Consider the following 25,611-nt stretch of genomic DNA (forward strand, 5'->3'; position numbering starts at 1 on the left):
TCACGGCTGCACCGTGAATGTCGCGGTCGCGCGGATGTTCGCGCTGGAAGCGCCGACCTGCGCCTCGTAACGGCCCGGATCGACCGCATAGGCATGCCGCTGCTCGTCGTAGTAGCGCAGGTCGCGCTCGGGCGAAATCTCGAAGCTGACGCGGCGCTCCTCGCCGGGCTGCAGGTGGATGCGCTGGAAGCCCCGCAGTTCCTTGATCGCCCGTGGCCTCGACGGATGCAGCGGCCGCAGGTAGAGCTGCACCACCTCGTCGCCGGCGCGCTGGCCGGTGTTCTTCACCGTCACGCTGACCGTCAGGGGATCCTTGCCGCCCACGCTGGCGCGGTCGAGCGCGAGATCCGCATAGCCGAAGCGGGTGTACGACAGGCCATAGCCGAAGGGATAGAGCGGCTTGCCGCCGAAGTAGCGGTAGGTGCGCCCCTGCATGCGGTAGTCGTCGAAGGCGGGCAGCTTTTCGCCGGCCTTGTAGAAGGTCACCGGCAGGCGTCCGCCGGGATTGGCGTCGCCGAACAGCACGTCGGCCACCGCGTTGCCACCGCGCTGGCCGGGATACCACGCCAGCACGATGCCAGGGATATGCCGCTGTGCCCAGTCGATCGCCAGCGCCGAACCGGAGGTGAGCACCAGCACCACCGGCTTGCCGGTGGCATGCAGCGCCTCCAGCAGCTTTTCCTGGCTGGCCGGCAGGCGCAGGTCGGTGCGGTCGCCACCGGCGAAGCCGGGATAGTTCACCGTCATTTCCTCGCCTTCCACGTCGCTGGTCAGGCCGCCGACGAAAACCACCGCGTCGGCATGCCGGGCCGCGTCGAGCGCTTCCTCGAACGGCGGCTTGGCACCCGGTAAACGCCAGGCCAGCCGCACGTCGGCATTGTGCTCGCCCTTGGCGTATTCCAGGCGCAGGTCGTAGGCCTTGCCCGCCTCGAGCTGGATGAAGGCACTCGATGCATGCGGCACGCCCGCCTGCCACGCATCCAGCAGCAGCTGGCCGTCCACGTACAGCCGGTAGCCGTCGCTGGCAACGGCGCCCAGCTCGTAGCGGCCGGACACCGGCGGCAGCAGCTGGCCGGTCCAGCGCACACTGAAATCGTTGCCGTGCAGCGCGCGCTCGGCGGGCAGTTCGCCCTGGGCGACCAGGTCGTCGGTGGGCGTGGCGTGGTCCCATTGGAAGCCGATCTTCGCATCGACGCGGGTCAGCACCGGCGTCGCATGGAAGTCCGTGCCCTGGAAATACTCGCCCTTGAGGCCATGCTCGGCGGCATCGGCCGCAGGACGCAGATAGGCCGCGCCGATCGGCGTGCCGGTACCGCGTCCCCCGAAGCCCTCGACCAGCGGCGCGCCCTGAGCGTAGCTGACCTGCGCCTGCGGCAGGGCCTCGCGGATGCCCTGCAGGATCGTCACCGGCGCCGCGGGCGTGCCGTGGTAGTTGCCCAGCAGCGCGGTGACGTCGTCGGCCGTCGGCCCGATCACCGCCACGCGGCGCAACGCGTGCGACAGCGGCAGGATGCCGTCGTTCTTCAGCAGCACGATGGATTCCTGCGCGGCGCGGCGCGCCAGTGCGTCATGCGCCGGCGACTGGTTCACCGCATAGGGGATCTGCGCCCAGCGCACCTTTTCCGGCGGGTCGAACATGCCCAGCCGGAAGCGCGCGAGCATCAGCCGCTTGAGCGAGGTGTCGATTTCGGCCTCGCTGACCAGGCCCTGGTGCACGGCGGCGACGAGCGCCGCATAGGTCCTGCCGCAATTGAGATCGTCGCCATGCTTCACCGCCAATGCGGCGGCCTGCGCGGCGGTGGCCACGATCTTGTGGTGCAGGTAGATGTCCTCCACCGCATCGCAGTCGGAGACGACGTAGCCGTCGAAGCCCCAGTCCCTGCGCAGGATGTCCTCCAGCAGGCGCTGACTGGCCGAGGCCGATTCGCCGTCCACCCGATTGTAGGCGCCCATCACCGCATCGACCTTGGCCTCCTGCACCAGCGCTTGGAACGCCGGCAGGTAGGTCTCGTAGAGGTCGCGCTCGCTGGGATGCACGTCGAAGCGGTGGCGCTCCGACTCGGGCCCGCTGTGCACGGCGAAGTGCTTGGCGGTGGCGTCGAGCTTGCGATAGACGGGATCATCACCCTGCAGGCCACGCACGAAGGTCACGCCCATGCGCGAGGTGAGGAACGGGTCCTCGCCGTAGGTCTCCTGGCCGCGGCCCCAGCGCGGGTCGCGGAAGATATTGATGTTGGGCGACCAGAACGTGAGTCCTTCGTAGCGGCCATGCATGCCGCGCCGCAGGAACTCGTTGTGCTTGGCGCGCGCCTCGTCGCTGATGGCATTGGACACCTCGCCCATCAGGCCGGTGTCGAAGGTCGCGGCCAGGCCGATCGCCTGCGGGAACACGGTGGACTGGCCAGCGCGGGCGACGCCATGCAGGGCCTCGTTCCACCAGTCGTAGGCGGGTACGCCCAGGCGCGGGATCGCCGGCGCGGTGTTCTGCATCTGCGAGACCTTTTCGTCCAGCGTCATGCGCGCGACGAGGTCCGCGGCGCGCTCCTCGAAGCTGCGGCTGGTGTCCTGGTAGGCCGCCGTCTGCGACCAGGCCGGCAACGCGCAGGCGGCGGCGAGGATGGCAAGGCCAAGGATGGGCAAGCGTGGAGTCTTCATCACCAGTCCCACATCGAGCCGTCTTCCAGCCGCGCGACGGGCAGCTGCTTGGGCGCGTAGGGATAGCGCGCGGCCAGCTTCTCGTCGATGGTGACGCCATGCCCGGGCGCCTCGCCGCAATGCAGGCGGCCAGCGCGGAAGGCGTAGTCGTGCGGGAACACCGCGTTGGTCTCCTCCGAGTGGAACATGTATTCCTGGATGCCGAAGTTGGGCACCCAGGTATCGAAGTGCAGCGCCGCGCCCATGCACACCGGCGACAGGTCGGTGGCGCCGTGGAAGCCGGTGCGCACCTGGTGCAGCGCGGCGAAATCCGCCAGCCGGCGCAGGTGGGTGATGCCGCCGCCATGCACGATGGTGGTGCGGATGTAGTCGATCAGCTGGTGCTCGATCAGGTGCTTGCAGTCCCAGATCGAGTTGAACACCTCGCCCACCGCCAATGGCGTCACCGAGTGCTGGCGGATCAGCTCGAACGACTTCTGGTTCTCCGCCGGCGTGGCGTCCTCCAGCCAGAATAGCCGGTACGGCTCCACGCTGCGCGCCAGCCGCGCCGCCTCGATCGGCGTGAGGCGATGGTGCGCGTCGTGCAGCAGCTCCACGCCATCGCCATGGTCGGCGCGCAGCCGCTCGAACAGTTTCGGCACGATGTCCAGGTAGCGCGGGGTGGACCACACCGTCTCCAGCGGCAGCTCGCTCTCGGCCGGCTCGTAGGGCTTGCCGGCGGTGGCGACGCCATAGGCCTTCTTCACGCCCGGCACGCCGCATTGCGCGCGCACGGCCAGGAAGCCCTGCTCGACGTAGCGCCCCACTTCCTCGCTGGCCTCGCTGATGTCGCGCCCGTTGGCGTGCGCATAGACCAGCGCGCCCTCGCGCGAGCGCCCGCCCAGCAACTGGTAGAGCGGCAGGCCCGCCATCTTGCCCAGGATGTCCCACAGCGCCACGTCGACGGCGGCGATCGCGGTCATGGTGACCGGGCCGCGCCGCCAGTACGCGCCGCGATAGAGGAACTGCCAGATATCCTCGATGCGGCCGGCGTCACGGCCGATCAGGTTAGGCACCACGTGGTCCTGCAGGTAGGCGGCCACGGCCAGCTCACGTCCATTGAGCGTGGCGTCGCCCAGGCCGGTGATGCCAGAACGCGTCTCGATCTTCAGGGTGACGAAGTTGCGGCCCGGGCAGGTGACGATGACGCGCGCGGCGACGATCTCACGGTCGCGCGAGGAACCTTGCGGGGTGGCTTCAGCGGTGGTACTCATGGATGGCGTTCCTGTTCGGCAGGCGTCGAAATGAGGGAAAGCTCGAACGGCCCCACGGGGAGGCCCGAGCCGTCGTAAAGAGTGCAGACCGGGCTGTCGGCCCAGCCATAGCGCACGCGCGCGATGGCCGATGGCGCCATCGGCGCGCGCAGCACGACCTGGCGGCCACGGATATCCGCGCTGGCGTAATGGCACGAGTCCGGCTGCGCGCCGCACAGCTCGAAGCCGATCGGATGGTTCGCGCCATAGGCGACCAGCTCACCGGTGACCTCGCCGAAGTCCAGCACCACCGCATCGCCATCGCGCCGGGCCGAGACAGGTACGGGGCCGGAGGGTGGCAGTGATTCGCCATAAGCCACGCGACGCGCGGCGCGAGCCAGCCGTCGTCCCAGCTCCTGCTTGTTGGCCGGATGGATGTCGCCGCGCTCGCCGATGTCGATGGTTACCGCCAGGGCCGAATGCGCATCCTCCGCGGCGACCTCGCGTTGCGCCTCGCGCAACGCGGCCGAGCCGCTTTCCATGGGATGGACCGGCGGCGCGCCATAGTTGGCGATCTGCACGATCAGCATCGGCAGGGTCGCGCCGAAGCGCGCGCGCAGGTCGTCGCGCAGGCCTTCCAGCAGCACGCGGTAATGGCCCGCGTCGCCGGTGTTGGATTCGCCCTGGTACCACACCGCGCCGCGCAGGCCGTAGGCGCCCAGCGGCGCGATCATGCCGTTGTGCAGCGTGGACAGGCCGCTGGTCGATTGCCACGGCAGGCTGGGCGGCGAACCGTAGGACTTGGGCACGACCCGGTATTGCCATCCTTCGCCCAGCGGCACGCTGGAGCCATCGGCCAGGCGCAGCGCGCGCTGGTCGGCCGGCCCGTACAGGCCATCGCCGCGATAGGTGCCCAGCACGTTGACGGCGACCAGGTTGTCGCCCTCGTGCAGCACGCCGGCCGGCAGCGCATAGCTGCGCTCGCCGCCGTAGCCGGTGCCCACCCAGCGGCCGTTCACCCAGGTCTGGTCGGTTTCGTTGACCGTGCCCAGCGACAGCGTCGCGGCCTGCGCCGCCTGCCGCGCGCTCAGCCTGACCGTGATGCGGTACCACAGCATGCCGGTGAAATCAGCCAATGACGGTACGCCCCATTGCTGCCAGGGCCCCTTGCCGAGCGGCGCGGGAAGCCAGCCGTCGCGGCTGGTGCGCGCGGGGTTCCACGGCTCGTCGCCGGCCACCACGCCGGGGCGCGCGCGCCACCAGGCCTGCCACTGGCGATCCCACCGCTCGCCGGCCTGGGCGCGGTCCCTGGCGTAGAGCGCGAGCAGGTCCAGCGCCTCATCGTAGCCGCCGATCCTGCGCAGGGCCTGCGCACTCAACCATGGCTCGATGCGCGAGCCGTTCCAGGCCGACACGATCAGGCCCATCGGCACCGAAGCCGTCCTCTGCAGTTCGCGCGCGTAGTAGTAGCAGGCGGCGGAAAAGTCGGGGACGTTCGCCGGCGTGGCCTTCAGCCAGTGGTCGCCGGCGGGAATGGCGTCCAGCGGCACGGGGCTGGCGGCGTTGTCCACGGTGAGCATGCGGATGCGGTCGTTCGCGGCATCCTGGATCTCCGCCCAGGCGTTCAGCGTGTGCTTGACCGGCAGCACCATGTTGGACTGGCCCGAGCACAGCCACACGTCGCCGACCATCACGTCGCCGACGCTTTGCGACATGCCATCGGCGGCGGCGACCTTGAGCGTGTATGGACCGCCCGCCGAAAGCGGCGGCAGGGTCGCCTCCCAGCGGCCATCCGCGCCGGCACGGGCCTGCACGCTGTGCCCGGCGATGGCGATGGCCAGCGTTTCGCCGGGCCTGGCATGGCCCCACACCGGATTGGCGTGGTCGCGTTGCAGCACGGCATGGTCCTGGAACAGCGGATTCAGCAAGGCCGCATCCGCGCCATCGGCCCGCGCGCCGACGACGCCCAGGCAGCACAGCGCCACCAGGGCCAGTCCGGCGCGGCGCAGTCGCTGGCTTAGGGGCGTCGGGCGGACCGTCATGGACCGTGGCCCGGCACGTAGGGGAAGCGCAGCGCCTGGTAGTAAGCGAGCGGATGTTCCGGCGCGGGGTAGCCGGCCGGCAACGGCAGGCCGTTGAGGCTCTGGAAATAGGCGATGCTGGCGTCGCGCCACCACTGCGCCTCCTTCTGCTGGATCGCCAGGAACACGGCCGCCTTGCGGTAGCGCTCCGCATCGATATGGCCGTCCAGACGTCCCCATGTCTCGCGCATCTTCTTCACGTCGTCGACGCCCCGCGTGTAGTGCGTCACCAGCTCGTCCCACAGGGTATGGCCCGAGCGCATGCGATAGGTCCACGGCAGGTGGTGGAACCACAGCAGGTAGGCATCGGGAACGCGCCGCACATCGTCGAACTGCGCCGCGACCGGCGGCGCGTACTGCGCCACGGCGTTGCTGCCGGTGCTGCTGCGGTCGAAGCCGATGCCCTGCTTGTCGGCGCGGTGGTAGTACACCGGCGTCCAGTCCGCGCGCGGGCCGCTGGCATCCCACGGCTCGGGACCGTAGTGGTGGCCGTGGCCCATCAGGTGGTGCAGGCCAAGCGGCGTCATGTAGTCCACCACCGCCTCGCGCGAGAGCATCATCATGTCGACCACCGGCTTCACGAACGCCTCGTCGTTGCCGAAGGTCATGCGCGTCCATTCCTCGGCGATGGCGCGCGAGGACAGCGTGGGATCCCAGGCCAGGCGACCGTACGCATACCAGTTGGCCTGGTCGAAGTCCGAGCCGCACCAGTCGCGGTCGGCGCCGATGTTGGCCACGCCGGCCATGCCGGTCAGCGCGTGGCCGTCCAGCTCGCCGTCGACCACCTTGGCCACGGTGGAGCCCTTGCCCCTGGCCATGGTGTCGGCCGCCAGCGTTTCCTCGAACAGCGGCCCCAGGTAGACCAGGTGCGTGGCGAAGCCCAGGTACTCCTTGGTGACCTGGAATTCCATCATCAGCGGTGTCCTGGGCATGGCGCCGAACAGCGGATTGAAGGGTTCGCGCGGCTGGAAGTCGATCGGGCCGTTCTTCACCTGCAGCAGCACGTTGTCGCGGAACGCGCCGTCCAGCGGCTTGAACTCGGCATAGGCCTGCTTGGCGCGGTCGTCCACGTTGGTCTGCGAATAGACGAAGGCGCGCCACATGACGATGCCGCCGTGCGGCGCCAGTGCATCGGCGAGCATGTTGGCGCCGTCGGCGTGGCTGCGGCCATAGTCCTGCGGACCCGGCTGTCCCTCCGAATTGGCCTTGACCAGGAAGCCGCCGAAGTCGGGAATCAGCCGATAGATCTCATCGGCCTTGTCGCGCCACCAACGCCGCACCTGCGGATCCAGCGGGTCGGCGGTCTTCAGTCCGCCCACCTCGATCGGCGCGCTGAAGCGCACGCTCAGGTACACGCGGATGCCGTACGGGCGGAACACGCCGGCTAGCGCCTTCACCTTGTCCAGGTAGAGCGGGGTGAGGATGGCGGGTTGCGCGTTGACGTTGTTGAGCACCGTGCCGTTGATGCCGATGGAGGCATTGGTGCGCGCGTAGTCGGTGTAGCGCGGGTCGAGCCAGTCGGGCAGCTTCTGCCAGTCCCAGATCGAGGCGCCCGCGTAGCCGCGCTCGACATGGCCGTCGAGGTTGTCCCAATGATCGAGCAGACGCAGCTTCATGCGGGTGGATTGGCGCAGGTCCAACTGGGCGATGGGCTGTTCCGTCTGCAGCAGGCGCAGGAAATGGAAGACGCCGTAGAGCACGCCCACATCGTCCTGGCCGGCGATGACAGTGCCCGGATGGCCATCGATGACCACGCTGCGGATCAGGTAGCCGTCATGGCCCAGCCCGGCGGTATCGAGCTTGAGCCGCGCGACCAGCGGCGACGATGCCGGCGTGCCCACCACGATGGCGCCGTCGCGGGTGACCGTATCCTCCAGCGGCGGCGCCTTGCCCAGCAGGCCGCCCAGGCCGCGCAGCAGCTCCTGCCGGATCGCCTGCTGGGTCGGCGTGGCATCGCCCGCCAGCAACTGCGAGGCGTGGTCGCGGTATGTCGCCGCCTGCGCCGCCGGCAGCGCGTGGTAGCGCAGCCATAATTCGTAGCCGTCCTCCGCATGCGCCAGGCGCGCGCCGAACAAAGCCAGCAACGCCAGCAAGGCCGCGACCAGGCCGACCGGCACTGGCCGGCGGTCCCGGACAGCGCGTCCTTCGGCATCGGCGGTTATCGCTAACATATGCAAGAATGCGCTCATATCCGATCCGGAGTCAGTAGGGTTCCCCGTGCCCCGTACGACACGGTCGCTGCGGCTCCAGCTTCGCGCGAGGGGAAACGGCATTGAAGAAGACAGGCAGGAAGTCGGTTCGCCGCAAGGGAGCCGCCGTGACGATCGACGACGTGGCCGCGCTCGCCAAGGTATCGGCCATGACGGTATCCCGCGTGGTCAACGGCCACAGCAAGGTGCGCGACTCCACCCGCGAGCGCGTGCTGCACGCGGTGCAGGAACTGGGCTACATCCCCAACCTCGCCGCCAGCTCGCTGGCGGCGGCGCAGGACGCGCGCATCGCGCTGATCTACACCAACCCCAGCGCGGCCTACCTGCGCGAGCTGCTGCTCGGCGCGCTGCGCGGCTCGGCGCGCACCGCGTCGCAGCTGGTCATCGAGGACTGGGACGAGCTGGACGCCAACGGCGACCGCAAGGCCGCGCGCGCGCTGGCCAAGAGCGTCGCCGGGGTGATCCTGCCGCCCCCCCTGTGCGAATCGAAAGTGGTGATCGAGGAACTGGTCGACGCCGGCGTGCCGGTGGTGGCGATCGCCTCCGGACGCTTCAACCACGACATCTCCAGCGTGCGCATCGACGACTACCTCGCCAGCAGGGAGATCACCGAGTACCTGCTCACGTCGGGCCACGCGCGCATCGCCTTCGTCAAGGGCCATCCCAACCAGACCGCCAGCACGCGGCGCTTCGAGGGCTACCAGGCCGCGCTCAAGGAGGCAGGCATCGCGCCGGACCCCGCGCTGGTGCAGCAGGGCTACTTCACCTACCGCTCGGGGCTGGAGGCGGTGGAAAAGCTGCTGTCGCTGAAGCGGCCGCCCACCGCCATCTTCGCCAGCAACGACGACATGGCGTCCGCCGCGATCTCGGTGGCGCACCGGCGCGGGCTGGATGTGCCGCGCGATCTTTCCATCGTGGGCTTCGACGATACCTCGGCGGCGACCACGGTGTGGCCGGAACTCACTACGGTGCGCCAGCCGATCGCCAGCATGGCCGACTCGGCCATCGACATCCTGCAGCGCACGATCCGCCGCAAGGAAAGCGAAACCAAGGTGGTGGTCGATCACGTGGTCGCCCACCAGCTGATCAAGCGCGGCTCGGTGGCGCCGCCGCCGGCCACCGCCAGCGGCGGCAAGCCGCGCGGCTGAAAGAAGGCGACGGCGGACGAGGGCATCGCGGCGCACCACGCTAGCCCTCCATCTGTTCCAGTTCCTTGCCGCGCGTCTCGTGCACGCAACGCAGCACGAACACGATCGACACCGCCGCCGCCGCCGCATACAGCCCATAGGCGCCCGCCAGGCCGATGCTGGCCAGCAGGATCGGAAAGGTCACGGTGATGGCGAAATTGGACGTCCATTGCGCCGCGCCCGCCACCGCCAGGCCCGAGCCGCGGATCTGGTTAGGGAACATCTCGCCCAGCATCACCCACATCACCGGCCCCCACGACATGTTGAAGAAGGCCACGTAGACATTGGCTGCCACCAGCGCCAGCGTGCCCATCGCCGGCGACAGCGCGAGCTTGCCGCCAGCGTCCAGGCCCGCCCGGGCGAAGGCGAAGGTCACCAGCGACAACGTAATCGCCATGCCGACCGAACCGATCCACAGCAGCGGCTTGCGCCCGACCTTGTCGATCAGCAGCACCGCGATCAGGCACGCGCCGATGCTCAGCGCGCCGGAAATCACGTTTATCAGCAGCGCGTCGCTTTCGGAGAAACCCACCGCCTGCCACAACACCGCGCCGTAGTAGAACACCACGTTGATGCCCACCAGCTGCTGGAACGCCGCCAGGCCGACGCCCACCCAGACGATGGGGCGGATCTTGCCGCTGGCCTTGTCCAGCAGGTCCGACAGCCGCGGACGGTGGCGGTCCTGCGCCAGCGACGCGCCGATCTCGACCAGCTTGGTGCGCGCCTCGGCCTCGCCGTACAGGCGCGCCAGCACCGCCGCGGCCTCGACGTCGCGCTTGCGCACCACCAGGAAACGCGGGCTCTCGGGAATGAACAGCAGCGAGACCAGGAACAGCGACGAGGGCAGCGCCTGCATCCAGAACATCCAGCGCCACGCATCCTGGCCCAGCCACAGCGTGCCGGTGGAGGCACCGGCCGCCCTGGCCAGCAAGTAGTTGCTCAGGAAGGCACAGAACAGCCCGCTGATGATGGCGATCTGCTGCACCGTGGCCAGCCGTCCGCGATAGCGCGCCGGCGCCACCTCGGCGATATAGGCCGGGGCGATCACGCTGGCCGCGCCCACCGCGAAACCGCCGGTGATGCGCGCGGCGACGAACCAGGCGGCGCCGGCTGCCGCGCCCGCGCCCAGCGCCGACAGCAGGAACAGCAGCGCCGAGATGATAAGCACCGAGCGCCGCCCCCAGTAGTCGGCGACGCGGCCGGCGAAGAACGCGCCCAGCGCGCAGCCGAGCAGCATCGAGGCGACCTCGAAGCCGATCGCCGCGGAGCTGGAATGGAAGGCCTGCTTCAGGCCGTCCACGGTGCCGTTGATGACGCCGCTGTCGAAACCGAACAGGAAGCCGCCCAGGGTGGCGACGCAGCTGATCTGCACGATGAGCCGGGTGTTTTCCGCGTGCCGCGTGCCGAGCGCGCTTTCAAGCAGGACGCTGTTCATGCCGTCGGTATCTCATGACCGTATGTCTGACCTTCCCCTATCGGCAAGGCACGTTCCTGCGTGCCTTGCCGCCCCTCGATCCGACGCGGACGATGCGCGCCGCCGCCGCTCAGCGCAGCAGGTACTGGTTGAACAGGTTCTCGTAGCGTTCCTGCTTGCCGCTGGTCTTGGCCGGCTCGCCACTCTTCGCCGCCAGGTCGCGCAGGTCGGCCAGGCTGAGCTTGCCCTGCTCGAAGTCGCGGCCCGCGCCGGCATCGAAGCTGGCATAGCGTTCGGCGCGCCATTTTTCCAGCGGCGACTGAGTCAGCAGCGCGTGGGCCACTTCCAGGCCACGCGCGAACGCGTCCATGCCGCCGATATGGGCCAGGAACAGGTCATCGGCATCGGTCGACTCGCGACGCACCTTGGCGTCGAAGTTCAGGCCGCCCGGCGCCAGGCCGCCCTGGCGCAGCACCACCAGCATCGCGCCCACGGTGTCGTACAGGTCGCTCGGGAACTGGTCGGTATCCCAGCCGTTCTGCGCATTGCCGCGGTTGGCGTCGATGCTGCCGAGCAGGCCGTGGTCGGAGGCCACCTGCAGATCGTGCTCGAAGGTATGGCCCGACAGCGTGGCATGGTTGGCCTCGATGTTGAGCTTGAAGTCCTTGTCCAGGCCGTGCTGCTGCAGGAAGCCGGCCACGGTGGCCGAGTCGAAGTCGTACTGGTGCTTCATCGGCTCCATTGGCTTGGGTTCGATCAGGAAGTTGCCCTTGAAGCCGATGCTGCGGCCATAGTCGCGTGCCAGGGTGAGGAAGCGCGCGAAGTGCTCCAGCTCGCGCTTCATGTTGGTGTTGTGCAGCGTGGCATAGCCCTCGCGGCCACCCCAGAACACGTAGTTGCCGCCGCCCAGCTCCACCGTGGCCTCCAGCGCCGCCTTGATCTGCGCCGCCGCGCGCGCCACCACCGCGAAATCGGGATTGGTCGCCGCGCCGTTCATGTAGCGCGGATGGCTGAACAGGTTCGCCGTGCCCCACAGCAGCTTGATGCCGGTGGCCTGCTGGCGTTCCTTGGCCAGGGCCACCATGTGCTTGAGGTTCTTCTCGTATTCGGCCACGTCGTCGGCGTCCGGCGCCATGTCGATGTCGTGGAAGCAGTAGTACGGCACGCCCAGCTTGGTGAAGAACTCGAACGCGGCGTCGATCTTGTCCTCGGCGCGGCCCAGCGGCGTGCTGGCCGCCGTGTCCCACGGGTAGACACGCGTGCCCGGGCCGAACGGGTCATGCCCGGTGTTGCAGAAGCTGTGCCAGTAGCACACGGCGAAGCGCAGGTGCTCGGCCATGGTCTTGTCGCCGATCTTCTTGTTGGCGTCGTAGTGCTTGAAGGCCAGCGGGTTGTCCGATCCGAGGCCCTCGAACGGAATGCGGCCGATACCGGGGAAATATTCGCGTTTGCCGATGAAAGGGGTGCTCATGGGTTCGAGTCCTAGTCGGGAAGTGGTTGGATGCAAGCTCTGCGGCGAATCAACCGGCGCCCGCCGCCGGGGGATTCGCGTAGAACGACCTGGCCACCTCGAGGTGGCGCAGAAACTGGCGGTAGTGGCCCTGGTAGGCCACGCTGTCTTTCGGATCCGGACGCGCCGACAGGCCGGGCGCGATCAGCACGTGCTCACGCGCGATAGTGGCCAGGTCGGCCTTCTCGCCCGTGGCGCGCGCATGCGCCCACAGCGCCTGCAAGGCGGCGCCGAACGCGGCGCCCTCGGCCTGCAGCGGCACTTCCACCGGCAGGCCGAACACGTCGGCCACCATCTGCCGCCATGCGGCACTGTGGCTGCCGCCGCCGGTGAGGCGGATGGCGTCGAAGCGCAGGCCGGCGCCCAGCAGGGCGTCGTAGCCGTTGCGCAGCGCGTAAGTCGCGCCTTCCATCGCGGCGCGGTAGACGTTGGCGCAGGTGAGGTTGCCCAGGTCCACGCCGTGCAGGCTGCCGCGCGCGTACGGCAGGTCCGGCGTGCGCTCGCCGTTGAAGAACGGCAGCATCACCAGGCCGCCCGCACCGGGCGCGGTTCCGGCCATCACCACATCGCCATCGCGCGTGCCGAAGCCGAAGGCCTTGGCCACGCCTTCGGTGGCGAGGGTGCAGTTCATGGTGCAGATCAGCGGCAACCAGCCGCCGGCGGAAGAGCAGAACGCGGCCCAGCCGGCCGCGTCGTCCACCACCGGATGGTCGGCGTGGGCGAACAGCGTGCCCGAGGTGCCCAGGCTCATGCTCAGCACGCCCGGCGCGACGTTGCCGGTGCCGATCGCCGCCATCATGTTGTCACCGCCGCCGGCGGACACGCGCACGCTGCGCGGCAGGCCAAGTTCCGCGGCGATGGACGATGCGATGGGGAAGCTCGCGTCCGCCTTCACCAGCGGCGGCAGGCAGGCGGACAGGTCACGGTCCGGATCGGTGGCGGCGAGCAGCTCCGGCGACCAGCGTCGCGTGCGCACGTCCAGCCAGCCGGTGCCGGACGCGTCGCCGGATTCCATCCAGCGCTCGCCGGTGAGCCAGAAGTTCACGTAGTCGTGCGGCAGCAGGATCGTCGCCAGCCGCGCGTAGACGTCCGGACGATGCTTGCGCGTCCACGGCAGCTTGGAGGCCGTATAGCCGGCCAGGATCGGATTGCCGGCAAGCTCGACGCAGCGCTGCGCGCCGCCGACGGCGTCCATGATCTCCTCGCATTCGCGCTGCGTGCTGGTATCGCACCACAGCTTGGCCGGCGCCAGCACCTGGCCGGCGGCATCCAGCGGCACGAAGCCATGCTGCTGGCCCGACACCCCGATGGCGGCCACGCGCGAGCGCGAGGCCGCATCCAGCTTGCCGAAGCAGGTGCGGATCGCCCCGATCCACCATTCGGCCCGCTGCTCGCGGCTGCCGTCATCGCCGGCGATCAATTCGAGCGAATGGCCATGGGTGGCTACTACGCGGCGTGCCGCAGCATCGTAGGCGACCAGCTTGACGCTCTGGGTACCGACATCGAGTCCAACCACAAGGCTCATACGTTTCCACAGCCCGAAATGTTAGCGCTACCATCAATCCAGCCAAGAAAACCCCCAACGACGAAGCAAGCGCTCGCCAGTCGGAGGTTGCGGTGGGCCGACTGTACTCGCGCCTTCGGGAAAAGCCATGTCGCAGTGCAAAAAAGCGGGCGGCGCATGACCGCTGGCCGGCAACGACATGAACCGCATGCGCCAGCGGCGGCGCATACGGTTTCGCACCAGGACTCGACAATTGAGCAGCCTCGTTCAATACCGTAATGACATCGCGCGACGTCCGTTCATCACCGCTTCGCTTTCGCTCCGGAACGATGCTTACACTTCCATCACCACTCGGCCATATGGGCGGCTTTCGATCAGGTAGCGCAAGGCCTCGGGGGCGTGTTCCAACGGGAAGGTCTTGCTGATCTTGGGCTTGAGCGCACCTTCACCCAGGTAACCGAAGATCGTACGCATGGCGGCGCCAATGGTTTCCGGCGCGAAGGCACGGAAGCTGAAACCGTGCACGGACGAGGCCTTCCAGATGATGTCGGTGACATCAACGTCGACCTCGCGGCCGCCCGCGTAGCCAGCGATCACGAGACTGCCGCCAAATGCCAGTGAGGCAAGGGCCTGACTCGTCAGCTTGCCGCTGACGCCATCCACGACAGTGTCAACACCTTTGCCTTCGGTGATGCGCATGACGCCGTCCTTGAGGGTCTCCCTGGAAAGGTCGATGACATGCTCGTAGCCATCCGCACGCGCCAGCTCGACCTTCTCGGTGGTGCTGGCCGTGGAGATCACTTTGGACGCGCCCAGCCGACGTGCAATCTGGACGGTTTCCATGCCCACGGCGCTGCCAATCGCTGGAGCGAGTACGGTCTGGCCTTCCTTGAACTTCGCCAGTTCGGTAAGCGCCAAGTAACCGGTCAAGTAACCGGCGCCCGCCAGAAACGCCGCGGCGTGCGCGTCATCCAGTTGAGCCGGCACGGGTATGAGGCCGCCTGCCGGAACGGCGACGAACTCTCGCCAAGTGCCGTCCACCGTCAAACCCAAACCCTGACCCGTAACGAAAACGCGATCGCCGGCATGGAACTGGGAACCGCCGGATTCGACAACGACGCCTACGCCGGTCTGGCCGCCAATGCGAGGCAGATTCTGGGGGGTGGCGAAATAGATGTGACCGGAACGGAAGGTGTTGTCCAGCGGGTTCACGCCGACCGCGCGCATGGCCACCAAGACCTCGCCGGCCTTGGGCACAGGGCGTTCCAGGGCGACCAGGCGGTTTTCCTCATAGCTTCCATAGGACTGATATTGAATGGCTTTCATTGGGGATCTCAAAGACGGGTTCAGGGGTAAGGACCGGCCCTGAAGAAGGGCGGGCGCGGCTCTAAAGTTAGTTTAATAATGCAACCAAATTTGAAGTATGCCCCTGCGCGGTTGCATAATGCAACTAGATTTTGGTGAGACTTCTCATGCGACGCATAAGCTTCGATAAATCCGCTTGTCCTATTGCCCGCAGCCTGGATGCGGTGGGGGATTGGTGGTCGCTATTGATTGTTCGGGACGCCCTGGCTGGGGTCCGGCGCTTTGGCGATTTTCAGAAGAGCCTCGGCCTGGCCAAAAACATTCTCACGCAGCGCCTCAAGCGTCTGGTGGCGTTGGGCATCATGGAAACGGTTCCCGCGTCCGACGGCAGCGCCTATCGCGAGTACGCTCTCACGCCCAAGGGGGAAGGGTTGCTGACCGTAATCGTGGCTTTGCGCCAATGGGGCGAGGAGATGTGTTTCGCGCGGGGCGAAAGCCACCCGCCGCTGCTTGAAGCCAAGACAGGGCGCCCAGTGGCGCGCCTTCAGGTGACTTCGCATGATGGCCGCCCGCTACGCGTCGCCGACCTGCTACTCGGGCGCCTGTCCTGCGACCAGCCGCCTGCAGGGGAGGCGGGCGACTTCCCATGATCGTATGGCAAGGGAGGCCCGAGCGCGCACTTGCTTCCGCCATCGGCGACACGCTCTTCTATCTAGCCGGCCCTACGGGCTGCATCAAAGTGATTCGCGACCAACATCCCACTCCCTGGCCTGACCCTCAAGAGCCCTTAGAGCCTGTTCACGATCTCCCCGGCGCGGGCTACGGGGAGATCGTGAACAGGCTCTTAGATTTCAATGGACAAGCTTGGATGCCACGATGGCTGGAAACCCTTGCTGCAACAGGATTCCCTGGACGCCATTGGACAAATATGGATGCTTATATGGTGGCTATGGGTGGACTCGAACCACCGACCCCAGCATTATGAGTGCTGTGCTCTAACCGGCTGAGCTACATAGCCATGGGGTGCGTCCCGCCGGGTGTCGTCGACCTGGCGTCGATCAGGCGGGGCGCGGCAGTTTAGTCGCCCTGGCCCTTGGGTTCAAGAGGCTGGCTTGCCCGGACCTTACCCGCATGGTTGAATCGTCCTTGAGGGCCGCCGCCTGGCGCGCTGGCCCGAGGAGGCGACATGATCGACGTTGATGGCTACCGTCCGAATGTGGGCATCGTGCTGCTGAACGCAGACGGCCGACTGTTCTGGGCGCGCCGCGTCAATCGTGACGGCTGGCAGTTCCCCCAGGGCGGCATGCGCAGCGACGAGACCCCGCTGGAGGCCATGTACCGCGAGCTGGAGGAGGAAACCGGCCTCGCTCCGCATCACGTCGAAGTGGTCGGCGCCACCCGCGGCTGGCTGCGCTATCGCCTGCCCAGCCGGTACATCCGCCATCACCAGCGCCCCACCTGCATCGGCCAGAAGCAAGTGTGGTTCCTGCTGCGCCTGGTGGGCGGCGAGGAGGCGCTGCGCCTGGACGCCTGCGAAAAGCCCGAGTTCGACCACTGGCGCTGGGTGGATTTCTGGTATCCCGCCGCGCACGTGGTCAATTTCAAGCGGCAGGTCTACGAGCGCGCGCTGCGCCACTTCGCGCCGCTGGTGGAATCGCTATTAAGCATGGATCTGGGCGACCTGCCCCAGCGCCCGTCGGACCAGCGCGACCATCCACGCAAGGGCCAGGCGGCGGCCTGACCTCGCTTCCGCCCCGGGTTGCCAGCCAATAGTTGACAATCATTCGCATTTGCGTTCCCATACATGCCCATGTATATCTGCATGTGCAACGCCGTGACCGACGGCGACATCCGCCGCGCCGCCGCCGAGGGCATCCACCGCTTCAGCGACCTGCAGGCGCGCACCGGCTGCTCGGACTGCTGCGGCTGCTGCGAACAGGAGGCGAGGGCCACCCTCGACAAGGCTGTCCAGCAGGTATCGCTGGCCCTGCCGGTCGCCGCCACGGCCTGATTCCGGCGCACGCACGCTCCACCCGAAACGCGCAGCCCCTGCTGCGCGTTTTTCGTTGGCCACGCTGAGTCATTCTCGTTCCGTCATCCCTGCCGGGGGAGGACGTATAGTCCCTCGCTGTCAGCGTAAGGAGACTACCCATGAAGGGCGACGCCAAGGTCATCGAGTTCCTCAACAAGGTGCTCTACAACGAACTGACCGCGATCAACCAGTACTTCCTGCATTACCGCATGTACAAGAACTGGGGCTACAACGAGCTGGCGGAGCACGAGTACAAGGAATCAATCGAGGAAATGAAGCACGCCGATCACCTGATCGAGCGCATCCTGTTCCTCGACGGCCTGCCCAACCTGCAGCACCTGGGCAAGCTGCGCATCGGCGAAAACACGGCCGAATGCCTGCAGGGCGACCTGGACCTGGAGATGGCCGCGGTGAAGGACCTGCGCGAGGCCATCGCCTACAGCGAAGGCATCGCCGACTACGTCAGCCGCGACCTGTTCAAGAGCATCCTCCACGACGAGGAAGAGCACATCGACTGGCTGGAAACCCAGTTCAGCCTGATCAAGGACATCAGCATCGAGCGCTACCTGCAGGCCAAGATCGACAGCTGACCGGCAGGTCCCCCGCGAAGCGCCCTGCCGGCGCCTTCGCCGGACGGCACAAGCAGCGGGGCCATGCCCGCTGTGCCCAGGGCCACGCAAAGCGTGGCCTTGTTCCTTGACGCTTCCGTCACGCCGCGGCTATACCTTGGCTTTTCCCGGGAAGGCCGCGCATGGCTTCACGCCCACCCCCGCGCTTCGTGGTGCGGCCGCACGATGCGGCCGGCCAGCGGCGGCGCGCGCTATGGATGGGCCTTGCCTGGGTCGCCAGCCTGGCGCTGGTGGCCGTGCTGGCCGGCGGCCTGGCCCACCGCGCCACGCCCGCCGCCACCGAGATGCGCCAGCTCAAGGCGCTGGCCAGGCAGAACGACGACCTGCAGCAGCAGGTGGCCAACCTGCAGCGCGCAGGCCAGGTGGCCGACATCGCCAACCGTTCGGTGCGCAAGACCCTGGCCGAGCGCGAGGAGGAGATCAGCGGCCTGCGCGCCGACCTGGGCTTCTACGCGCGCCTGACCGGGGGCGATGCCCAGCGCGAGGGGCTCAAGGTGCAGGAGGTGCGCCTGCGGCCGGTCGCCGACTCGCATGCCTGGAACCTCACCCTCAGCCTGACCCAGAACGCCAAGCGGGGCGAGGACGTGATCGGCACCGCCACGGTGAGCGTGGAGGGCCTGCGCGGCGACAAGGTGGTCCAGCTGGGCTGGGACGCGTTGGGCGACACCGCCCAGGCCGGCGGCGTTCCCTTTCGCTTCAAGTATTTCCAGCAGCTGCACAGCACCATCGTGCTGCCCGCCGACTTCCGGCCCACCCGCCTGCTGGTCACCGCCCGTCCGAGCGGTGACGACGCGGTCACTCGCCCGGTGGCCTGGGGCGAGGCGCTGTCCGGCCACCTCACACCGACCCAGGGGGAACAAGATGCTCAACCGTAAACGCTCCGAACGCGCCGCGACCGGCGCGGACACCAGCCTGATCGCGCGCGGCACCCTCATCCGGGGCCAGGTGCGTTTCAGCGGCACCCTGCACCTGGATGGCCAGGTCGTGGGCTCGGTACAGGCCGGCGAGGAAGGGGCGGTGTTCACGCTCAGCGAGCACGGTATCGTGGAGGGTGAGATCCAAGTGCCGCACGCCATCATCAACGGCCAAGTGCGGGGCGACATCCACGCCAGCGAACGCCTGGAACTGGCGCCGGCGGCCCGCGTCACCGGCGACGTGCACTACCGCACCCTGGAAATGGCCGCCGGCGCCCAGGTGAACGGCCACATGAGTCACCACACCGCCGAGATGCCGCTGCGCGAGCTGCCGTCCCCCGCCATAGCCGAGACAGAGGCCGACGCCGTGCCGGCCTGATCGCGCTATCCTTGCGTACATATCGTCGCACCCCCATCTGGGTCCCATGGATACCGTCGTCCCCCTTCCCATCGTTCCCGACTACCGCAACGCCGGCGAGCCGCTGGTGTTCACCCAGGCCGCGGCCCGCAAGGTGCACGAGCTGATCGCGGAGGAAGGCAATCCCGAGCTGAAGCTACGCGTGTACATCACCGGCGGCGGCTGCTCGGGCTTCCAGTATGGCTTCACCTTCGACGAGGCCCAGGCCGAGGACGATTTCGCGCTCAACCGCGAGGGCGTCACCCTGCTGGTCGACCCGCTGTCGCTGCAGTACCTCACCGGCGCCGAGATCGATTACTCGGAAAGCCTGAGCGGCGCGCAGTTCGTCATCCGCAACCCCAACGCCAAGACCACCTGCGGCTGCGGCTCCTCCTTCTCCACCTGAGCGCCGCCACGGCATGGACCGCAATCCCCTGCCGCGCCTCAACACTTTCGCGGGCCTGAGCCACGTGCTCGATCGCGTCGCCGAGCGGCGCGACGAGTCGATGTGGGTGGGCGATCTGGCCGCTTCGGCGCAGGCGCGCTACCTGGCGATCGACCCGCTGGGCGAAACCTACCTGCATCCCGGACGACCCGCGCTGCGCTGGCTCGACGTCGCCGAGCGCGAGCGCTGGCTGGGCGACCTGAAGGCCAGTTTCCTAGGCTTCGCCCATGAGCAGCCGCGTTTTCTGCTGACGGTGGACGACGACGCCCGCGCCGCCGAGCTGGCGACCCTGCTGGACGCGCGCCGCGCCAGCCTGCGCGAGGTGGGCCTGCAACTGCCCGCCGACGAGGCCGGGCTGTTCGCCTACGGCAAGGGCCTGGCGCATTGGCAGCGCGAGACGCGCCACTGCGCCTACTGCGGCGCGCCGGTGGTGCTGGTGGCCTCAGGGCATCGCGCGCAGTGCACCAACAACGATTGTGGCCGCATGCACTTCCCCCGCACCGACGCGGCGGTGATCGTGATCGTCGAATACGAGGGCCGCTGCCTGCTGGGCCGCCAGGCCGGCTGGCCCAAGGGCCGCTATTCCACCCTGGCCGGCTTCGTCGAGCCCGGCGAGGCGCTGGAGGATGCCGTGCGACGCGAGGTCGCCGAGGAATCGGGTGTGCTCGTGGGCGAGGTGCGCTACCACTCCTCGCAGCCCTGGCCGCTGCCGCAATCGCTGATGGTGGGCTTCACCGCCAAGGCGGTCTCGCCTGAAATCCGCCTGCGCGACCGCGAACTGGAGGAGGCGCGCTGGTTCACCCCGCAGGACATCGTCGACGGCCTCGCCAATGGCAGCTTCCTGCCCTCGCCGCCCTTGTCGGTGTCCTACCACCTGCTGTCCCATTGGCTGCAGCAACAGGCGGGAACGGACCTCGACACACTGGTGGCGCAATACGCCAGACGCTGACGTCCGGCACCCGCAAGCGGGCCTGCCCCTTGCCCTACAATGCGGCCATCGACAGGGAGAACTCACGTCCATGGCAGTCAGCCTGCTTACCGCGCTCATCGCCCTCGGCCTGTTGCACGTGCTGCCACAACTGGCGCACTGGCGCGGCGACGGCGGCTTCCGCCGCTGGGTGGCGCAGCTGGGCGACACCGCCGGCCCCGCGCGCGTGGCGGTGACGCTGGGCGTGCCGGTGGTGTTCTGCCTGGTGGTGCTGTGGCTGCTCACGCTGCTGCCGGGCAGCGAGCTGTTCCGGCTGGCGTTCTCGCTGGTGGTGCTGTTGTACTGCTTCGGGCCGCATGCCTTCGAGGCAGACCTGGAGGCCATCATCAAGGCCCCGGACCAGGCCTCGCGCGAGGCCGCCGCGCAGGCGTTGTCCGATGACGGCGAGGCGGTGGCCTGGAACGCCATCGCGCTGGGCGAGGCCACGGCCTACGCGGCGCTGCGGCGGCGCTTCGGCGTGCTGCTGTGGTTCTTCCTGCTGGGTCCTGCCGGCGCGCTGCTGTACCGCCTGGCGCAGACGCTGGGGCGCGATCCCAGCTTGCGCCTGGACCCGTCCGCGCGCGCCGCGGCGCATGCCTTCGCCAACGCCGCCGACTGGCTGCCCGCGCAACTGATGGTGTTCACGCTGGCCCTGGTCGGCCATTGGGACGCGGTGATCGGCGCGTGGAAGCGCTGGCACCAGCAGCAATCACCCAACAGCTGGTACGTGGAGGGCCCGGGTTTCCTCGGCGCCGCCGCGCGCGCCGACGTGCAGGTCGATATCGAGGCCGGCGACGGCTACGCGGAGGAGCGCGTCGATACGCTGGGCGAACTGGTCCGCCTGCGCAGCGCCCTGCTGCGCGCCCTGTTGACGTGGCTCAGCCTGGTGGCGCTGGTCGTACTGGCCGGCTGGATGCGCTGACCCCACGACAGCGCCTGTAGGCGCGCACCCAGTGCGCGATCATCGTTGCCTCGGGTTCGCGCACTGGGTGCGCGCCTACAGGGGCGATGACGCCTACGCGTAGTCGCCGCGCAACTCGCGTACCCGCGCTTCCAGCGTCGCCAGGCCCGCGTCGTCCGGCGCAATGGGCGCGCCGGCCACCAATTCCACCCGCGCCCGGAAACGGCGCGGCAGGCGCGCCCGGTGCAGCATCGAGTCGCGCCGGCTCCATACGCTGCCCCACAGGCCACGCAGCGCCAGCGGCACCACCGGCACCGGGCGGCGCTCCAGGATATGCGCCACGCCCGGGCGGAACGGCGCGATGTCGCCGTCACGGGTGAGCCCGCCCTCGGGAAAGATGCACACCAGCTCGCCCGCCGCCAGCGCGGCATCCACTTCGTCGTAGGCCTTCCGCAGCACGGCCGGATCTTCCTTGTGGCCGGCAATGGGGATCGCCCGGGCCGTGCGGAACACGAACCGCAGCACGGGAACGTTGAAGATCCGGTAGTACATGACGAAGCGCGCGGGCCGCCGCAGGTTGGCCATCAGCACCAGCGGGTCCATGAAGCTGACGTGGTTGCACACCAGCAAGGCCGGACCTTCGTGCGGAATGCGTTCCAGCCCGTCCACGCGCACGCGGTACAGCGTGTTCACCAGCACCCAGGTGATGAAGCGCATCAGGAACTCGGGAACGATGGTGAAGATGTACGTCGCCACCGCCACGTTGAGCACGGCGGCGGCGAGGAAGATCTGCACCGCGGTCAGGCCCAGCGCGCCGAGCGCCAGGCCGAAACCCGACGCCAGGCAGATGAACAGTGCGTTGAGGATGTTGGTGCCGGCGATCACCCGCGACAGCCGGCTGCCCGGCGTGCGCGCCTGCACGTAGGCGAACAGCGGCACCACGTAGAAACCGCTGAAGACGCCGATCAAGGTGAGGTCCAGTGCCACGCGCCAGCTTCCCGCGCCACGCAGGAAACCGAGCCAGTCCAGCCCATGCACGGTCGCCACGTGCGGATGGGCGAAGTAGAGATCCACGCCGAACGCGGTGAGCCCGAACGCGCCGAGCGGCACCAGGCCCACCTCCACGCGGCGCCCCGACATGCGCTCGCACAGCAGGGCGCCAACGCCCGTGCCCAGCGAGAACAGCGTAAGCACCAGCGTGTTGACCGAACCATCGCCACCGAGGTTGACGCGCGTGTAGTTGGGCAACTGCGCGATCAGCACCGTGCCGAAGAACCAGTACCAGGAAATCCCGAGCACCGCGTTGAACACGCGCCGGTCCTGCCGGGTGATGCCGAGCACGCGCCCGGTCTCGGTGAGCGGATTCCAGTTGAAGGCCAGTTCCGGCGCGGTGGCCGGCGCCGGTGGGATGCGCCGGCTGGCGAGATAACCGAGCACCGCCACCAGGATGGTGGCCGCCGATGCGGCGACCGGTCCGTAGCCGGCGATCAGCATCAGCCCATTGCCGGCAATCATGCCGACCAGCATGGACAGCTGCGTGCCCATTTCCACCATGCCGTTGCCGCCCACCAGTTCCTCCGGCTTCAAGGCTTGCGGCAGGATGGCGTACTTGATCGGACCGAACGTGGTCGAATGCAGCCCCATCAGGAACAGCACCACCAGCAGCAGGATGGTGTGATGGGTGTAGAAGCCGACCGCCGCGATCGCCATCGCGGCGATCTCGAACAGCTTCACGTAGCGGATGATGCGCGATTTCTCGTACTTCTCCGCCAGCTGGCCGGCGGTGGCCGAGAACAGGAAATACGGCAGGATGAACAGGGCCGGCGCCAGGTTGGTGTAGAGCGACACCGTCCTGTCGTCCAGCCCCATCTGGAACGCCACCAGCATGACCAGCGCATTGCGGAAGGCGTTATCGTTGAACGCCCCCAGCGCCTGAGTCCAGAAGAACGGGGCGAAGCGGCGGCTGCCGAGCAGTTGGAATTGGCTCATGCGCGGGGCTGGTGAGGGATCACGGCAAAGCCTAGCGCGAAACGATGGCGGCCACATATCAAGCCACGACGTCGAAATCGGTGCCGCAGGTTCGTCGACATCATGCCGGGCCGATCCGGCTCAACCTTGACGAGAACATGATGTCCAAGCTTCGCGTACAGAGCTTCACCCTTTCCCTGGATGGCTACGGCGCGGGCCCTGGCCAGGACCTGGATAATCCGCTCGGCCGGGGAGGCGCGGACCTGATGGAATGGTTCTTCCACACGCGCGCCTGGCGCCGGATGCACGGCCAGGAGGGCGGCGAGACCGGTGTCGACAATGCCATGGCGGAGCAGGGTTTCGAGGGCATCGGCGCGTGGATCCTGGGGCGCCACATGTTCGGCCCGGTGCGCGGCCCCTGGCCGGACGACAGTTGGAAAGGCTGGTGGGGCGAGGAACCGCCCTACCACGTGCCGGTGTTCGTACTGACCCACCACGCGCGGCCGTCGTTCACGATGGCCGGCGGCACCACCTTCCACTTCGTCACCGAGGGCATCCATGCCGCGCTCGAACAGGCGCGGGAAGCGGCGGAGGGACGCGACGTGCGCCTGGGCGGCGGCGTCGCCACCGTGCGCGCCTACCTGCGCGAACGCCTGGTGGACGAGATGCACCTGGCCGTGCGGCCGGTGCTGCTCGGCACCGGCGAATCGCTGTTCCGCGATCTGGACTTGCGCGCGCTGGGCTATGCCTGTACCGGCAGCATCGCCGGGGAACGCGCCACCCACGTGTTCCTGCGGCACAGTTAGCAAGGCGCACTCCGCCTTGTGGGCGGCTATCCGCTTATGCCTCTCGACGTCGAGACGCAAGGATGGCCATCGTGCAACGGATCAGCCGCGATGCAGCGCCCGATGGGCGATGTCGCGGCGGCAGAACGCGCCGTCGTAGTGGATCTTGCCCACGGCGGCATAGGCGTGCTCGCGCGCGGCGGCGATGTCCTTGCCCAGCGCGCATACGGTCAGCACGCGGCCGCCGGCGGTGACCACCCGCCCCTGTGCATCGAGCTGGGTGCCGGCGTGGAACACCTTCACCTCGGCGCCGAAGTCGCCGTCCAGGCCGGTGATGACGTCGCCGCTGCGCACCTTGCCCGGGTAGCCGCCGGCAGCCATCACCACGCCCAGCGAGGGACGCGGGTCCCATTGCACGTGGGTGTGGTGCAGCTCGCCGTCCAGCGCGGCCTCGATCAGGTCGACCAGGTCGGACTTCAGGCGCAACATGATCGGCTGCGTTTCCGGATCGCCGAAGCGCACGTTGAATTCGATGACCTTGGGTGCGCCGCTCTTGTCGATCATCAGGCCCGCGTAGAGGAAGCCGATGAAGGGCGCGCCTTCCATCGCCATGCCGCGCAGGGTGGGCTCGATCACTTCCTTGAGGATGCGCTTCTCCACCGCTGGCGTGACCACCGGCGCGGGCGAGTACGCGCCCATGCCGCCGGTGTTGGGGCCGAGGTCGCCCTCGTCGCGGCGCTTGTGGTCCTGGCTGCTGGCCATCGGCAGCGCGTGCTGGCCATCGCTCATCACGATGTAACTGGCTTCCTCGCCTTCCAGGAATTCCTCGATCACCACGCGGGCGGAGGCATCGCCGAAGGCATGCGCGCCCAGCATGTCGTGCAGCGCCTGCTCGGCATCGGCCTGGGTCAGCGCCACCACCACGCCCTTGCCGGCGGCGAGGCCGTCGGCCTTGATGACGATCGGCGCGCCATGCTTGCGCACGTAGGCCAGCGCGGGGCTGAGTTCGGTGAATACCGCGTAGCGCGCGGTGGGGATGTTGTGGCGCATCAGGAAGTCCTTGGCGAAGGCCTTGGAACCTTCCAGCTGCGCGGCCACGGCGCGCGGGCCGAAGCAGCGCAGGCCGGCACTGCGGAACTTGTCGACCAGGCCAGCGACCAGCGGCACCTCGGGGCCGACCACGGTCAGCTCGATCTTCTCGTCCTTGGCCAGCTTGAACAGGCCATCCAGGTCGTTGACGGCCACGTTGGCGTTGCGCAGGCCCTTCTCACGGGCGGTGCCCGCATTGCCCGGGGCCACGATCACCTCGCTCACGCGCGGCGACTGCTTGAGCTTCCACGCCAGCGCATGCTCGCGACCGCCGCTGCCGATGACCAGGACTTTCATGCTTGCTCCAACTGCGTAAGGGTGGCGCCGATCACAGCGCAGTACGCCATTGTAAGGGGGCCGGGCGGACTTGCGCAGCGCAGCACGGG

General features: G+C 68.2%; 21 protein-coding genes and 1 tRNA gene. 11 read left to right on the forward strand and 11 right to left on the reverse strand.

From position 1 onward, the window contains the following. Genes MJ605_RS06425 through MJ605_RS06440 form a run of 4 tightly spaced genes read right to left on the reverse strand, consistent with a single transcriptional unit; the run spans position 1 to position 8,139 of the window. Positions 1 to 2,655: a glycoside hydrolase family 3 protein gene (locus MJ605_RS06425; protein WP_243040425.1), complete on the reverse strand. Its 2,655-nt coding sequence runs from the start codon at positions 2,653 to 2,655 to the stop codon at positions 1 to 3. Then, a complete protein-coding gene (manD, locus tag MJ605_RS06430) occupies positions 2,655 to 3,908 on the reverse strand; it encodes a D-mannonate dehydratase ManD (RefSeq protein ID WP_243040426.1) in 1,254 nt (417 codons plus the stop codon). Before manD ends, MJ605_RS06425 begins: the two co-directional genes overlap by 1 nt. Beyond that, positions 3,905 to 5,929: a sialate O-acetylesterase gene (locus tag MJ605_RS06435; RefSeq protein WP_243040427.1), complete on the reverse strand. Its 2,025-nt coding sequence runs from the start codon at positions 5,927 to 5,929 to the stop codon at positions 3,905 to 3,907. Before MJ605_RS06435 ends, manD begins: the two co-directional genes overlap by 4 nt. Next, positions 5,926 to 8,139 (reverse strand): alpha-glucuronidase family glycosyl hydrolase, encoded by a 2,214-nt coding sequence (locus MJ605_RS06440; RefSeq protein ID WP_243040428.1) that lies wholly within the window; start codon positions 8,137 to 8,139, stop codon positions 5,926 to 5,928. The genes MJ605_RS06435 and MJ605_RS06440 overlap by 4 nt, the downstream gene beginning before the upstream one ends. 101 nt (positions 8,140 to 8,240) lie before the next feature. Between MJ605_RS06440 and MJ605_RS06445 the strand changes: the two genes are divergently transcribed. Continuing rightward, on the forward strand, positions 8,241 to 9,326 hold the full coding sequence (locus MJ605_RS06445) for a LacI family DNA-binding transcriptional regulator (protein ID WP_243040429.1): 1,086 nt from the start codon (positions 8,241 to 8,243) through the stop codon (positions 9,324 to 9,326). A gap of 40 nt (positions 9,327 to 9,366) precedes the next feature. Here MJ605_RS06445 and MJ605_RS06450 read toward each other — a convergent pair whose 3' ends face one another. The 4 genes from MJ605_RS06450 to MJ605_RS06465 form a co-directional block, all read right to left on the reverse strand. Beyond that, entirely contained in the window at positions 9,367 to 10,800 is a 1,434-nt protein-coding gene (locus tag MJ605_RS06450) for a sugar porter family MFS transporter (RefSeq protein WP_243040430.1), read from the reverse strand. A 109-nt stretch (positions 10,801 to 10,909) separates the two neighbouring features. Continuing rightward, on the reverse strand, positions 10,910 to 12,250 hold the full coding sequence (xylA, locus tag MJ605_RS06455; protein ID WP_243040431.1) for a xylose isomerase: 1,341 nt from the start codon (positions 12,248 to 12,250) through the stop codon (positions 10,910 to 10,912). Between the two features lie 49 nt (positions 12,251 to 12,299). Beyond that, complete coding sequence (gene xylB / locus MJ605_RS06460; RefSeq protein WP_243040432.1) at positions 12,300 to 13,814, reverse strand: xylulokinase; 1,515 nt, start codon at positions 13,812 to 13,814, stop codon at positions 12,300 to 12,302. A gap of 312 nt (positions 13,815 to 14,126) precedes the next feature. After that, entirely contained in the window at positions 14,127 to 15,119 is a 993-nt protein-coding gene (locus MJ605_RS06465; protein WP_243040433.1) for a quinone oxidoreductase family protein, read from the reverse strand. Between the two features lie 146 nt (positions 15,120 to 15,265). Here MJ605_RS06465 and MJ605_RS06470 point away from each other — a divergent pair, with 146 nt between their 5' ends. Beyond that, positions 15,266 to 15,748, forward strand: coding sequence for a winged helix-turn-helix transcriptional regulator (locus MJ605_RS06470; RefSeq protein ID WP_243040434.1), 483 nt, complete (start codon positions 15,266 to 15,268; stop codon positions 15,746 to 15,748). Positions 15,749 to 16,039: 291 nt separating this feature from the next. Here MJ605_RS06470 and MJ605_RS06475 read toward each other — a convergent pair. Further along, positions 16,040 to 16,116: transfer RNA gene (locus MJ605_RS06475), tRNA-Met, on the reverse strand. A 168-nt stretch (positions 16,117 to 16,284) separates the two neighbouring features. Here MJ605_RS06475 and MJ605_RS06480 point away from each other — a divergent pair. The 8 genes from MJ605_RS06480 (at position 16,285) to MJ605_RS06515 (ending at position 21,404) form a co-directional block, all read left to right on the forward strand. Beyond that, positions 16,285 to 16,839, forward strand: a complete 555-nt coding sequence (locus tag MJ605_RS06480; protein WP_243040435.1) for an RNA pyrophosphohydrolase — start codon at positions 16,285 to 16,287, stop codon at positions 16,837 to 16,839. A 69-nt stretch (positions 16,840 to 16,908) separates the two neighbouring features. Beyond that, a complete protein-coding gene (locus MJ605_RS06485; protein ID WP_243040747.1) occupies positions 16,909 to 17,109 on the forward strand; it encodes a (2Fe-2S)-binding protein in 201 nt (66 codons plus the stop codon). 140 nt (positions 17,110 to 17,249) lie between these two features. Beyond that, positions 17,250 to 17,720: a bacterioferritin gene (gene bfr / locus MJ605_RS06490; protein WP_243040436.1), complete on the forward strand. Its 471-nt coding sequence runs from the start codon at positions 17,250 to 17,252 to the stop codon at positions 17,718 to 17,720. A gap of 161 nt (positions 17,721 to 17,881) precedes the next feature. Continuing rightward, the gene (locus tag MJ605_RS06495) at positions 17,882 to 18,634 is read left to right on the forward strand and encodes a DUF6776 family protein (protein ID WP_243040437.1); all 753 of its coding nucleotides are present in this window, start codon (positions 17,882 to 17,884) and stop codon (positions 18,632 to 18,634) included. Beyond that, complete coding sequence (locus tag MJ605_RS06500; protein ID WP_243040438.1) at positions 18,621 to 19,052, forward strand: bactofilin family protein; 432 nt, start codon at positions 18,621 to 18,623, stop codon at positions 19,050 to 19,052. The genes MJ605_RS06495 and MJ605_RS06500 overlap by 14 nt, the downstream gene beginning before the upstream one ends. 46 nt (positions 19,053 to 19,098) lie before the next feature. Beyond that, on the forward strand, positions 19,099 to 19,476 hold the full coding sequence (gene erpA / locus MJ605_RS06505; RefSeq protein WP_243040439.1) for an iron-sulfur cluster insertion protein ErpA: 378 nt from the start codon (positions 19,099 to 19,101) through the stop codon (positions 19,474 to 19,476). Positions 19,477 to 19,489: 13 nt separating this feature from the next. Beyond that, positions 19,490 to 20,464, forward strand: coding sequence for an NAD(+) diphosphatase (gene nudC, locus MJ605_RS06510; RefSeq protein WP_243040440.1), 975 nt, complete (start codon positions 19,490 to 19,492; stop codon positions 20,462 to 20,464). A gap of 70 nt (positions 20,465 to 20,534) precedes the next feature. Next, positions 20,535 to 21,404: a cobalamin biosynthesis protein gene (locus tag MJ605_RS06515; protein WP_243040441.1), complete on the forward strand. Its 870-nt coding sequence runs from the start codon at positions 20,535 to 20,537 to the stop codon at positions 21,402 to 21,404. Positions 21,405 to 21,497: 93 nt separating this feature from the next. On the opposite strand, the gene MJ605_RS06520 is transcribed toward MJ605_RS06515, so the two are convergent. Further along, on the reverse strand, positions 21,498 to 23,372 hold the full coding sequence (locus MJ605_RS06520; protein WP_243040442.1) for an MFS transporter: 1,875 nt from the start codon (positions 23,370 to 23,372) through the stop codon (positions 21,498 to 21,500). 140 nt (positions 23,373 to 23,512) lie between these two features. Here MJ605_RS06520 and MJ605_RS06525 point away from each other — a divergent pair, with 140 nt between their 5' ends. Next, positions 23,513 to 24,157, forward strand: coding sequence for a dihydrofolate reductase family protein (locus tag MJ605_RS06525; protein WP_243040443.1), 645 nt, complete (start codon positions 23,513 to 23,515; stop codon positions 24,155 to 24,157). 81 nt (positions 24,158 to 24,238) lie between these two features. Here the strand turns inward: MJ605_RS06525 and purD are convergent, their stop codons facing one another. Beyond that, positions 24,239 to 25,522: a phosphoribosylamine--glycine ligase gene (gene purD, locus MJ605_RS06530; RefSeq protein WP_243040444.1), complete on the reverse strand. Its 1,284-nt coding sequence runs from the start codon at positions 25,520 to 25,522 to the stop codon at positions 24,239 to 24,241. Between the last annotated feature and the right edge of the window lie 89 nt (positions 25,523 to 25,611).

It is taken from the genome of Dyella sedimenti, from assembly GCF_022760995.1.
GTDB classification, from domain to species: domain Bacteria; phylum Pseudomonadota; class Gammaproteobacteria; order Xanthomonadales; family Rhodanobacteraceae; genus Dyella; species Dyella sedimenti.